14 protein-coding genes are annotated in these 11888 nt (G+C 71.8%); all 14 read left to right on the forward strand.

Features of this window, described 5'->3' with window-relative positions; genetic code table 11:
- Window positions 1–50 precede the first annotated feature (50 nt).
- The 14 genes from VTA80_RS17230 (at window position 51) to VTA80_RS17295 (ending at window position 11837) form a co-directional block, all read left to right on the forward strand.
- On the forward strand, window positions 51–380 hold the full coding sequence (locus VTA80_RS17230) for a hypothetical protein (protein ID WP_407342312.1): 330 nt from the start codon (window positions 51–53) through the stop codon (window positions 378–380).
- Between the two features lie 46 nt (window positions 381–426).
- Window positions 427–1641 (forward strand): signal recognition particle-docking protein FtsY, encoded by a 1215-nt coding sequence (gene ftsY / locus VTA80_RS17235; RefSeq protein ID WP_407342313.1) that lies wholly within the window; start codon window positions 427–429, stop codon window positions 1639–1641.
- A 163-nt stretch (window positions 1642–1804) separates the two neighbouring features.
- On the forward strand, window positions 1805–3115 hold the full coding sequence (locus tag VTA80_RS17240) for an ammonium transporter (protein ID WP_407342314.1): 1311 nt from the start codon (window positions 1805–1807) through the stop codon (window positions 3113–3115).
- Entirely contained in the window at window positions 3112–3453 is a 342-nt protein-coding gene (locus VTA80_RS17245; RefSeq protein WP_407342315.1) for a P-II family nitrogen regulator, read from the forward strand. Before VTA80_RS17240 ends, VTA80_RS17245 begins: the two co-directional genes overlap by 4 nt.
- Before the next feature lie 2 nt (window positions 3454–3455).
- Window positions 3456–5288: a [protein-PII] uridylyltransferase gene (locus tag VTA80_RS17250; protein WP_407342316.1), complete on the forward strand. Its 1833-nt coding sequence runs from the start codon at window positions 3456–3458 to the stop codon at window positions 5286–5288.
- Window positions 5289–5316: 28 nt separating this feature from the next.
- Window positions 5317–6924 carry a signal recognition particle protein gene (gene ffh, locus VTA80_RS17255; protein ID WP_407342317.1) on the forward strand — a complete coding sequence of 536 codons (1608 nt, stop codon included), beginning with the start codon at window positions 5317–5319 and terminating at the stop codon, window positions 6922–6924.
- A 202-nt stretch (window positions 6925–7126) separates the two neighbouring features.
- Entirely contained in the window at window positions 7127–7558 is a 432-nt protein-coding gene (gene rpsP, locus VTA80_RS17260) for a 30S ribosomal protein S16 (protein WP_407342318.1), read from the forward strand.
- Window positions 7558–7797, forward strand: a complete 240-nt coding sequence (locus tag VTA80_RS17265; protein ID WP_407342319.1) for an RNA-binding protein — start codon at window positions 7558–7560, stop codon at window positions 7795–7797. The genes rpsP and VTA80_RS17265 overlap by 1 nt, the downstream gene beginning before the upstream one ends.
- 118 nt (window positions 7798–7915) lie before the next feature.
- Window positions 7916–8467, forward strand: coding sequence for a ribosome maturation factor RimM (gene rimM, locus VTA80_RS17270; RefSeq protein WP_407342320.1), 552 nt, complete (start codon window positions 7916–7918; stop codon window positions 8465–8467).
- A gap of 1 nt (window position 8468) precedes the next feature.
- Window positions 8469–9254 carry a tRNA (guanosine(37)-N1)-methyltransferase TrmD gene (gene trmD / locus VTA80_RS17275; RefSeq protein WP_407342321.1) on the forward strand — a complete coding sequence of 262 codons (786 nt, stop codon included), beginning with the start codon at window positions 8469–8471 and terminating at the stop codon, window positions 9252–9254.
- A 148-nt stretch (window positions 9255–9402) separates the two neighbouring features.
- Window positions 9403–9762: a 50S ribosomal protein L19 gene (rplS, locus tag VTA80_RS17280; RefSeq protein WP_407345799.1), complete on the forward strand. Its 360-nt coding sequence runs from the start codon at window positions 9403–9405 to the stop codon at window positions 9760–9762.
- Window positions 9763–9948: 186 nt separating this feature from the next.
- A complete protein-coding gene (gene lepB / locus VTA80_RS17285; RefSeq protein ID WP_407342322.1) occupies window positions 9949–10695 on the forward strand; it encodes a signal peptidase I in 747 nt (248 codons plus the stop codon).
- Window positions 10696–10717: 22 nt separating this feature from the next.
- Window positions 10718–11443: a ribonuclease HII gene (locus tag VTA80_RS17290; RefSeq protein WP_407342323.1), complete on the forward strand. Its 726-nt coding sequence runs from the start codon at window positions 10718–10720 to the stop codon at window positions 11441–11443.
- A 70-nt stretch (window positions 11444–11513) separates the two neighbouring features.
- The gene (locus VTA80_RS17295) at window positions 11514–11837 is read left to right on the forward strand and encodes a DUF2469 domain-containing protein (protein WP_407342324.1); all 324 of its coding nucleotides are present in this window, start codon (window positions 11514–11516) and stop codon (window positions 11835–11837) included.
- Window positions 11838–11888: the final 51 nt, after the last annotated feature.

Consider the following 11888-nt stretch of genomic DNA (forward strand, 5'->3'; position numbering starts at 1 on the left):
GTGGTCGACGGCGAAGGCGCGCTGCGACGGGAGCAGGGGATACTGATCACATGATCTCCCTGGCCGTCTGGACTCTCGTCGCGCTCAGTGCTGCTGCGCTGGTGCTCGTGCTTGCCGGCGGCGGGAACGACAGCGTCCGTGGTGGTGGACCCCGCGCCGCCTGGCGCGACATGCGCGCGGGCCTGGCCATGTGGCGTACGCGCGGGACGGTGTCCGCGGCGGCGGCCGCCGACCCTGAGCCCGTGGATGCCACGATGGCGGAGTTCTTCGCCGCGGCCGAGGTGGAAGACGACGGCTACCTGCAGCTCGAGGAGCTGACCGACACGCTCAACCGGGCCCGCGAGCTCGCCTCGCGCGGGGTGGATCGCGTCCGTCGCTGAGGCGTTCTTCACCCGTCGCGTGGACGGGTGCTGACAGACTGACCCGGTGAACGACACCCTCGATCTGCTCCTGGCCGTCGGCCTGCCCACGCTCGTCGTGCTGGGCACCGCGGTCGCCCTGCTCGCCCGACGCCGCGGCGGCGCCCCCACTCCGCCCACGGCTCCGCCCACCGACGCCGCGCCGCCCGCGGCCACCGAGGCGGTGCCCGACGACGCCCCTGCCGCGTCTGTCGCGCTGGACGAGCCCCGCGCTGCTGCTCCGCCGGTCGCTGCTGCTCCGCCCGTCGCCGAGGCGCCGACCCCCGTGCTCGAGGTGCCGGAGCCGGTCGTCGGGCGCCTCGCGCGCCTGCGGGGCCGGCTGGCCCGATCGGGCTCACCGTTGGGCGCCCGCCTGCTCGCGGTCCTGTCGCGGGACCACCTCTCCGAGGACGACTGGGACGAGCTCGAGGAGACCCTCCTGCTCGCGGATGTCGGTGCGGGGCCCACCGGTGAGCTCATCGACTCCCTGCGCCGCAAGGTGCGGGTCGACGGGGTCAAGGAGCCGGCCGCCGTGCGCGCGCTGCTGCGCGAGCAGCTCATCGCGCTGGTCGACCCCGCGCTGGACCGGACCCTGGCCACTGCGCCCGGGCTCGGCGAGGACGGCCTGCACCGGCCCGCCGTCGTCCTGGTCGTCGGCGTCAACGGCACCGGCAAGACCACGACGGTCGGCAAGCTCGCCCGCGTCCTCGTGGCCGACGGGCGCACCGTGATCCTCGGCGCGGCCGACACGTTCCGTGCCGCGGCCGCCGATCAGCTCGAGACGTGGGGGGCGCGCGTCGGCGTGCCGACCGTGCGCTCGGACCGGGACGGCGGGGACCCCGCAGCGGTCGCGTTCGACGCGGTGCACAGCGGCCGCGAGACCGGTGCCGACGTCGTGCTCGTCGACACCGCCGGGCGCCTGCAGAACAAGGCCGGCCTGATGGACGAGCTCGGGAAGATCACCCGCGTCATCACGCGCGAGGCGCCGCTCACCGAGGTCCTGCTCGTGCTCGACGCGACCACGGGCCAGAACGGGCTCAACCAGGCGCGCGTGTTCGCCGAGGTCGCGGGCGTCACCGGGATCGTGCTCACCAAGCTCGACGGCACCGCCAAGGGCGGGATCGTCATCGCCGTGCAGCGCGAGCTCGGGGTCCCGGTCAAGCTCATCGGGCTCGGCGAGGGTCCGGACGACCTTGCGCCGTTCGACGCCGCGGACTTCGTGGACGGGCTGCTCGGGGACTGAACAGGCCCGGGGCGTCACCCGCGCGGGTGAGCCGAAACGCAACGTTTACCTGACCCCATCCCTTGTCACGCCCTGGTAACACCACGGGCACTGTCGGGAAACTCCCTTCCCGGAAGGTAGTGACCGATCGGCCGAGCGGCCGACGTAGGGAGAGGCGATCCTCATGGAATTTACGCTGGACACGGGTAACACAGCGTGGATGCTGACGTCCTCCGCGCTCGTGCTGCTGATGACGCCGGCCCTGGCGTTCTTCTATGGCGGGATGGTGCGCGGCAAGTCCGTGCTCAACATGATGATGATGAGCTTCAGCGCCATGGGCGTCGTCGGTCTCATCTGGGTCTTGTGGGGATACTCCGGGGCGTTCGGACCGGACCTGGGCGGCGGCTTCATCGGCAACCTGGGTACCTACTTCGGGCTCGACGGCATGACCGACGCGGAAAGCCTCATGATCGCCGCCGGTGTCCCGGCCCTGGTCGCCGTGGCGTTCCAGGCGACGTTCGCGATCATCACGGTCGCCCTCATCAGCGGTGCGATCGCCGACCGCACCAAGTTCAGCACCTGGCTGATCTTCACCGCGATCTGGGTCACGGTCGTCTACGTCCCGGTCGCGCACTGGGTGTGGAGCGGGGTCGGGCTGCTCGGCCCCACGGGGATCACCGAGGGCCTGTCGACACCGATCGACTTCGCCGGCGGCACGGTCGTGCACATCAACGCCGGGATCGCCGGCCTCGCGCTCGCCCTGATCATCGGCAAGCGCAAGGGCTTCGGGAAAGAGGCCATGCGGCCGCACAACCTCCCGTTCGTGATGCTCGGCGCGGCGCTGCTCTGGTTCGGCTGGTTCGGCTTCAACGCCGGCTCCGAGTTCGCGGCCGACGGCGTCGCGGGTCGCGCCTGGCTCAACACGATGGTGGCCACCTGCGTCGCGATGCTCACCTGGCTCCTCACGGAGCGGCTGCGTGACGGTCGGGCGACGTCGCTGGGCGCTGCCTCGGGTGTGGTGGCCGGCCTGGTCGCGATCACCCCGGCCGCTGCGGCCGTGGACACCTTCGGTGCCATCGCCATCGGCGGGATCGCCGGGGTGCTGTGCGCGCTGGCCATCGGGCTCAAGTACAAGTTCGGCTACGACGACTCGCTCGACGTGGTGGGTGTCCACGTCGTCGGCGGGCTCACCGGCACGCTGCTCATCGGGCTCTTCGCCACCGATCAGAACTCCACCTTCCTCCCGACGGGCGCCCTGACGGGCCTGTTCTACGGAGGCGGGCTGACGCAGCTCGCCACGCAGGCGATCGCCGCCGGCGTGGTGCTGCTGTACTCGTTCACCGCGACGCTCGCGATCGGTGCCATCCTCAAGGCGACGATCGGGTTCCGCGTGAGCAACGAGCACGAGGTGTCCGGTATCGACCTGGCAACACACGGCGAGACCGCGTACGAGGCCCTGGGTGCTCGCGTGGCAATGGCGGAGGTGAAGGCATGACCAAGCTCGTGACCGGAGTGATTCAGCCCCATCGGCTGGACGATGTGAAGTCGGCCCTCGAGGCGGCAGGGGTGCGCGGCATGACGGTGAGCGAGGCGAGCGGCTACGGCCGTCAGCGCGGTCACACCGAGGTCTACCGGGGCGCCGAGTACACCGTCGACCTGGTCCCGAAGGTGCGCATCGAGGTCCTCGTCACCGACGAGGACGCGGCCACCGTGACCGAGGTGCTCATCAAGGCGGCCCAGACCGGCAAGATCGGTGACGGCAAGGTCTGGGTGGTCCCGGTCGAGGACGTCGCCCGGGTCCGCACCGGCGAGCACGGCGCGGACGCGCTGTAAGCATGTCAACACCGCGTGCGCCTGAAGGCGACGCAGCAGGCCTCGCGGCCGCCGAGGTCCCGCACCCCCGCACGGGGGTGCGGGACCTCCGCGCGGAGCGGCTGGCACTGGCGACCCGGTTGAGCGGTCCAGGCGCCGACGGGGTGGCCCGCCGGACGGCGATCGCCGAGCTCGTCACGGCCCGCCTGGTCGAGCTGTGGGACTCCGCTGTGACCGACCTCGCGCTGGTCGACAGCTCGTACGGGCCCGACGGCGTGGCGGGGATCGCCCTCGGCGCGGTCGGCAGCATCGGGCGCGGCGACCCGAGCCCCGCGAGCGACCTCGACCTCGTGCTCGTGCACGACGGGCGCGGGCACAGCGCCGAACAGCTCGCGGCGCTCGCCGAACGGCTCTGGTACCCGATCTGGGATGCGGGGCTCGATCTCGACTACTCCGTGCGGTCGCTGGCGCAGTGCCGCCAAGTGGCCTCGAAGGATTTGCCCGCCGCGGTCGGGCTGATCGACCTGCTGCCCGTGGCCGGCGACGGGATCGTCGCGCACCGCGCGAAGTCGGCCCTGCTCAGCGACTGGCGTGGCGCCGCGCGCCGCCGGCTGCCCGAGCTGCTCGGGTCCACGCGCGAGCGGGCCGAGCGGCACGGCGAGCTGGCCTACCTCATCGAGCCCGACCTCAAGGAGGCGCGCGGCGGCATCCGCGACGCCGTCGTGCTGTCGGCCCTTGCAGCGACCTGGCTCACGGACCGCCCGCACGGGGCGGTCGACGACGCGCACGCGCACCTGCTCGACGTGCGCGACGCCGTGCAGGTCGTCACGCGACGCCGCACGAACCGGCTGCTGCTCGCCGACCAGGACGAGGTCGCGGCGCTGTGCGGCTTCGACGACTCCGACGACCTGCTCGCGAGCCTGGCGGAGGCCGGCCGCGTCGTGTCCTACGCGCTCGACACGACGGTGCGGCACGCGCGTCAGGCGCTGCAGCGCCCCACGGTGTCCCGTCGGCCCGTGCTCGTGCGTGGGCGCCGGGCGGCGCCCAAGCTCGCCTCGGTCGGCGAGGGGCTCGTCGAGCACGACGGCGAGCTCGTGCTCGGGGTCGACGCGCGCCCGGCGAGCGACCCGTTGCTCTCGCTGCGCGCGGCGGCGACGGCGGCCCGCACGGGCCTGAGCCTATCGCCCGTGTCGGTCGCGAGCTTGACGTTGACCCCGGACCTGCCGATCCCGTGGCCGCGGCCGGCGCGCGAGTCCCTGCTTCAGCTCCTGGGGAGCGGCTCGGCGCAGATCCCCGTGTGGGAGGCGCTCGACCTGGCGGGCGTCGTGACCACGTGGATCCCCGAGTGGGCCGCGGTGCGCAACCGTCCGCAACGGTCCGCGATCCACCGGCACACCGTCGACCGGCACCTCATCGAGACGGTCGCGCGCGCGGGTCGTTCGGTTCACGAGACGCGTCGGCCCGACGTCCTGCTGCTCGCTGCGCTGCTGCACGACATCGGCAAGCGGCCCGGCTCGCGCGACCACTCGGTCGAGGGCGCCCGGCTGGTCGGACCGATCCTGGCCCGGATGGGCTTCACGGAGGTCGTCGCGGCGGATGTCACCCGCCTCGTGCGGCACCACCTCACGCTCGCCGAGCTGGCCACGACGCGTGACCCCGAGGACCCCGCCACGGTCGACACGCTGCTCGAGGCGGTCGACCATCGCGCCGAGATGCTCCGGATGCTGCGCGTGCTGACCGAGGCGGACGCGTCGGCCGCGGGACCCACGGCGTGGACCGCCTGGCGGGCGCGGCTGATCGACGACCTGACCGGCCGGGCCGCGGCGACGCTGGCAGGTACGCTGAACCGTCCGTGATCGACGAACGAACGGTGAGGAATTCGCGGTGTTCGCCACCCTGTCCGATCGACTGACGTCGACCTTCAAGAACCTGCGCACCAAGGGCCGGTTGTCGGAAAGCGACATCGACGCCACGGTGCGCGAGATTCGACGTGCCCTGCTGGATGCCGACGTCGCGGTGAGCGTCGTGCGCGAGTTCACCGGCAAGGTCCGGGAGCGCGCGCTCTCGGTCGAGGTCTCCGGCGCGCTCAACCCCGCCCAGCAGGTCGTCAAGATCGTCAACGACGAGCTCGTCGCGATCCTCGGCGGGGCGAACCGCCCGCTGACGCTCGCCAAGACGCCGCCCACGGTGATCCTGCTCGCGGGCCTGCAGGGCGCCGGCAAGACGACCCTCGCCGGCAAGCTCGCGCTGCACCTGCGCAACCAGGGCCACACCCCGCTGCTCGTCGCGGCGGACCTGCAGCGCCCGAACGCGGTCACGCAGCTGAAGATCGTGGGGGAGCGCGCGGGCGTGCCCGTCTTCGCGCCGCACCCGGGCACCCAGGGGCACGCCGACGAGAGCCAGGCGATCGCCGGCGACCCCGTCGCCGTCGCACGCGAGGGCCTCGAGACCGCGCGCACCCGCCAGCACGACGTCGTGATCGTCGACACCGCCGGCCGCCTCGGTGTGGACGCGGAGCTCATGCAGCAGGCCGGCGACATCCGGGACGCCGTCGACCCCGACGAGATCCTGTTCGTCATCGACGCCATGATCGGGCAGGACGCCGTCGCCACGGCCCAGGCGTTCGCCGACGGCGTCGGTTTCACCGGGGTGGTGCTCACCAAGCTCGACGGCGACGCGCGCGGTGGTGCGGCTCTCTCGGTCGCGTCCGTGACCGGGCGCCCGATCATGTTCGCCTCGACCGGTGAGAAGCTCACCGACTTCGAGGTGTTCCACCCTGACCGCATGGCCTCCCGGATCCTCGACATGGGTGACGTGCTCACCCTGATCGAGCACGCCGAGAAGATGTTCGACGCGGAGCAGGCCGAAGAGATGGCGGCGAAGCTCGCCTCCGGCACCGGCTTCACGCTCGAGGACTTCCTCGTGCAGATGCAGCAGCTCAAGAACATGGGCTCGATGAAGAAGATGCTCGGGATGCTCCCCGGCATGGGCCAGATGCGTGAGGCGATCGACAACTTCGACGAGCGTGAGGTCGACCGGGTCGAGGCCATCGTGCGTTCGATGACCCCGGGCGAGCGGCGGACGCCGAAGATCATCAACGGGTCTCGCCGGGCCCGCATCGCGAAGGGCTCGGGCACGACGGCGACCGACGTCAACCAGCTGCTCGAGCGGTTCGAGGGTGCGCGCAAGATGATGGCGCAGATGGCCAAGGGCGGCGGGATGGGCATGCCCGGGATGGGCAACCTCCCGGGGATGGGCGGCAAGAAGGGTCGCGGGCGCGGCGCGCCGCCGGCCAAGGGCAAGAAGGGCAAGTCCGGGAACCCGGCCAAGCGCGCCGAGCAGGAGCGCCTGGCGGCAGCGGGTCCGGCGGCCCCCAAGGCTCCGCAAGGCTCGGCCTTCGGGCTGGGCGCCAAGCCCGGAGCTGACGCCGGTACCGGTGGCGGGGCCCCGCTCGAGCTGCCCGCCGGGCTCGAGAAGTTCCTCGGCCGGTAGGCGACGGCGCCCGGGCGCGGCGTGCTCGAGCGGTTGGGGTTGGGGTTGGGGCCGGGCCAGGGATCTGGCACAATGACCCGCTGTACCCGGTGCGTCGGACCCTCTAGCCGCACGTGCCGTGTCCTTAGGCCTGACGGCCCACCCTGCCCCCACGGGACGGGACGCCCGGTCATCCCAGCAGAAACCAGGAGAGACCACCACTGTGGCCACCAAGATTCGTTTGAAGCGCTTTGGCAAGATCCGTCAGCCGTACTACCGCATCGTTGTCGCGGACTCGCGCAAGAAGCGTGACGGTCGCGTCATCGAGGAGATCGGCAAGTACCACCCCACCGAGGAGCCCTCGCTCATCGAGATCGACGGCGAGCGCGCGCAGTACTGGCTCGGGGTTGGCGCACAGCCGACCGAGCAGGTCGCCGCACTGCTGAAGATCACGGGTGACTGGCAGAAGTTCAAGGGCCTCCCGGGCACCGAGGGGACCCTGCGCGTCAAGGGCGAGAAGCTCGACCCGGCGGCCAAGATCGAGGCCAACGCGGTTGCAGCCGAGAAGTTCAAGGCCAAGGCCTCAGAGAAGCGGGCCAACGCGGCCGCTGCTGCGGCCAAGGCTGCCGAGTCTGACGCGGACAAGCAGGCCTGATGCTCGCGGACGCGCTCGAGCACCTGGTGCGCGGCATCGTGGACCACCCGGACGACGTCCAGGTGAACACGAAGCCGTTGCGTCGGGGCGAGCTGCTCGAGGTCCGGGTCAATCCCGAAGACCTCGGGCGCGTGATCGGTCGAGGCGGCCGCACGGCGCGCGCACTGCGCACCGTCGTCGGCGCACTCGCCTCGGACGGACCGGTACGGATCGACGTCGTGGACGTCGATCGGCGCTGATCGCGTCCGCACGCACGGATTTGCGCACGACCAGCACGAACCACGAGGCCCGGTCCCGGAACGTCGGGGCCGGGTTTTCTCGTGAGGTCACCATGCCCCGCCCTTCGGAAGGATTCCCATGCAGCTCACCGTCGCCCGAATCGGTCGCGCCCACGGGCTGCGCGGCGAGGTAGCACTGGACCTGCGCACCGACGTGCCCGAGGCCCGGCTCGTCGTCGGGGCGGTGCTCGCGACCGCACCGGCCGCCGCCGGACCGCTCACGATCGCCCAGGTCCGCTCGCTGCACGACAAGTGGTTCCTCACCTTCGACGAGGTGCCCGACCGCACCGGCGCCGAGAACCTGCGGGGCGTCGAGCTGCTGGTGGAGTCCGCGGCGAGCGACGAGGAGGACGCCTGGTACCCGCACGAGCTCGCCGGGCTGCGCGCGGAGCACGTCGACGGTCGTCTCCTCGGCACGATCGCGGGGCTGGAGCACCTTCCGGCGCACGACATGCTGGTGCTGGTCGAGGAGTCCGGAGCCCGCACGCTCGTGCCGTTCGTCCGGGCGATCGTGCCCGTCGTCGACGTGCCGGGTGGCCGGGTCGTCCTGGACCCGCCTGGCGGGCTGCTCGCGTCCGACGTGGCGAACCTCGTCATCTCCGACGAGACGTCTGGCCCCGGCGAGGTCTGACGTGCGCATCGACATCGTCTCGATCTTCCCGGAGTACCTCGCGCCGCTCGAGCTCTCGCTCGTGGGCAAGGCCCGCACGTCCGGGCTGCTGGACGTGCACGTGCACGACCTGCGCGACTCGACCACCGATCGCCACCGCACCGTGGACGACACCCCGTTCGGCGGCGGTGCCGGCATGGTGATGCGTCCCGACGTGTGGGGCGTCGCGCTCGACGGTCTGCTCGGTGCGGCGTCGCACCTGCTGATCCCGACGCCGTCGGGCACGACCTTCACGCAGCGCACCGCCGAGGCCCTCGCGGGCGAGGAGCACCTCGTGCTGGCGTGCGGCCGGTACGAGGGGATCGACGCACGGGTGGCCGAGCACTACCGGGCGCGCGGAACCCGGGTCAGCGAGGTCTCGATCGGGGACTACGTGCTCAACGGCGGTGAGGTGGCCGCGCTCGTCGTGGTCGAGGCGGTCGCGAGGCTGCTCCCCGGGGTGGTCGGCAACCCGCAGTCGCTCGTGGAGGAGTCGCACAGCCTCGCGGGCCTGCTCGAGTATCCCGTGTACACCAAGCCGCCGGTCTGGGACGGGCTCGAGGTGCCCGACGTGCTCGTTTCCGGGCACCACGCGCGGATCGAGCGCTGGCGCCGGGACGAGGCGCTCGCCCGCACCGCGGAGCTGCGCCCCGACCTCGTCGCTGCGCTCGACGTCGCCGCGCTCGACCGCGCCGACCTGCGGCGCCTGTCCGAGCTGGGCTGGGACGTCGTCGACGGCGCACTGCGCCCGGTGACTGTGGCAGAATGACCGGTCGGTGTGTGCCGGTCGCGTCTCTGCCACAGGGGAGACGGTCACGACCACGGCCCACCCGCGTACCAACGCCATCGGGACGCCCTCATCGCAGGGTGTCCCCGACAACGTGTCTGACCTGTGGCAGCGCGAGGAAGCGAACATCATGCACACTCTCGATTCCGTCGACGCAGCATCGCTGCGCACCGACATCCCGGCCTTCCGCGCCGGTGACACCCTCAAGGTGAACGTCAAGGTCGTCGAGGGAACCCGTTCCCGCGTCCAGGTCTTCCAGGGCATCGTGATCTCTCGCGCCGGTGGTGGCGTTCGGGAGACCTTCACCGTTCGCAAGATCAGCTTCGGCTGTGGCGTCGAGCGCACCTTCCCGGTGCACTCCCCGGCACTCGACTCCGTCGAGGTCATCACGCGCGGCGACGTCCGCCGCGCGAAGCTGTACTACCTGCGCGCGCTGCGGGGCAAGAAGGCGAAGATCAAGGAGAAGCGGGAGACCGTTCCGGCCAAGTAGCACTGCCGGACGCTCTACCGGCCACGTAGCAGTGCCGGACGCTCGACCAGTTTCGCCCGACGGGCGGTCACCGCATGCGGTGACCGCCCGTCGTCGTTCCCCGGCCGAGGGTGGCGTCGACCGATTGGGGTATCCCGGGTGCGAGTCGGTTGTGCCGCGCCCGGCGCACAGTGGCACAGTAAGCGCGTGATTGAGCACCCCGAGTCCGAGACCCCGCGCGATCGCGCCGAGCCCCACACCGCGCGGCACGCCCCCCAGCAGCGCGCGACGTCGTGGCTGCGCGAGACCGTCATCATCCTGGTCGGCGCGCTCGTGCTGTCGTTGATCATCAAGACCTTCCTGGTCCAGGCCTTCTTCATCCCGAGCGCGTCGATGGAGGACACGCTGCAGATCGGGGACCGCGTGCTGGTGAGCAAGCTGGCGCCGGGCCCGTTCGACGTGCGGCGCGGGGACATCGTCGTGTTCAAGGATCCCGGCGGCTGGCTGCCGGCGACTCCGGCGACCGAGCGCAGCCCGCTCCAGGACGCGCTGAACACTGGGCTGACCTTCGTCGGGCTGCTTCCCCAGGACTCGGGCGAGCACCTGATCAAGCGCGTGATCGGCCTTCCCGGTGACCATGTCGCATGCTGCGACGCGGCCGGGCGCGTCACGGTGAACGGGGTCGGGATCAACGAGCCTCAGCTCAAGCCCGGCTCGGTCCCCAGTGAGGTGCCGTTCGACATCATCGTGCCGCCGGACAGCTTCTGGGTCATGGGTGACAACCGCCAGAACTCGCGCGACTCGCGCGGCCACCTGGGCGACGCAGGCGGCGGCAGCATCCCGGAGGCCAACGTGGTGGGGGTCTCGTTCGCGCGGGTGTGGCCCGCGAACCGGATGAGCCTGCTGCGCAACCCCTCGTCCAACTTCGCCGGCGTGCCGGATCCGTCGTCGTGAGGCGTCGCTCGCGGGTGCCCCGGTGAGTCCCGCCGTCGCCGTCGTCGCTCGGCAGAGCGCCGGCCGGTTCCCCGCGCCGTCGCTGCGCCACGAGCGCGCGCTGCTCGGCGGCGGCGCTGGGATCGTGATGGGGATGGACGAGGTCGGGCGCGGTTCCCTCGCGGGCCCCGTGAGCGTCGGGGTGGTGGCCGTCGCCGCGGCGACCCGGACCGGTCCGCGGGGGGTCGCGGACTCGAAGCTGCTCACGCCCGCGGCCCGGACAGCGCTGCTGCCGGCCCTGTCCCGGTGGGGCCTGGGCCGCGCCGTCGGGCATGCGTCGGCCGCCGAGATCGACGAGTTCGGGCTCATCGTCGCCCTGCGCCTAGCCGGGCGGCGCGCGCTCGCTCAGCTCGCGGACCTCGTCGGGCCGACGACGGTCGTGCTCCTCGACGGATCGCACGACTGGCTGTCCACCCCCGCCCAGGGGGACCTGTTCGCGCCGGAGTCCTCGGAGGCCTTCCCCGCGGCGCCGTGCCCTGCCGTGCACATGCTCGTCAAGGCGGACCGCACGTGCGCGTCGGTGGCCGCAGCCAGCGTCTTGGCGAAGTGCGAGCGCGACGCGCTGATGACCGCGCTCGCCGCGGACCACCCCACGTACGGCTGGGAGAGCAACAAGGGGTACGGCTCGCCCGACCATCTGGCGGCCCTGCGGGCGCACGGCCCGAGCCCGCTGCACCGGCTCAGCTGGCACCTCCCGCTCGAGGAGTAATGCCCGTGCCCGGGGCCCGACACCGGCTCGACGGGCGCCACCTGCCCCCGCCATGGTCCATGATGGGGTCGTGAGCGCGGAGGACCTGGAGAACTACGAGACCGACATGGAGCTGGCCCTCTACCGCGAGTATCGCGATGTGGTGGGCTTGTTCTCGTATGTCGTCGAGACCGAGCGACGGTTCTACCTGGCGAACCAGGTGGACCTGCAGGTTCGCTCTGCCGCGGGCGAGGTCTACTTCGAGCTGAGTCTCGGGGACGCCTGGGTGTGGGACGTCTACCGTTCCGCCCGGTTCGTGAAGTCGGTGCGGGTCGTGACCTTCCGGGACGTCAACGTCGAGGAGCTCGCCAAGGCTGAGCTGGACCTCACCGAGAGCGGTCCGTTCCCGAGCTGAGCTGCTCGGTCTCGTTCTGCGGTGCTGCTGACGCGTGGCGCTGAGCCGACC

This window comes from Pengzhenrongella phosphoraccumulans, assembly GCF_045689905.1.
Classification (GTDB): Bacteria; Actinomycetota; Actinomycetes; order Actinomycetales; family Cellulomonadaceae; genus Pengzhenrongella; species Pengzhenrongella phosphoraccumulans.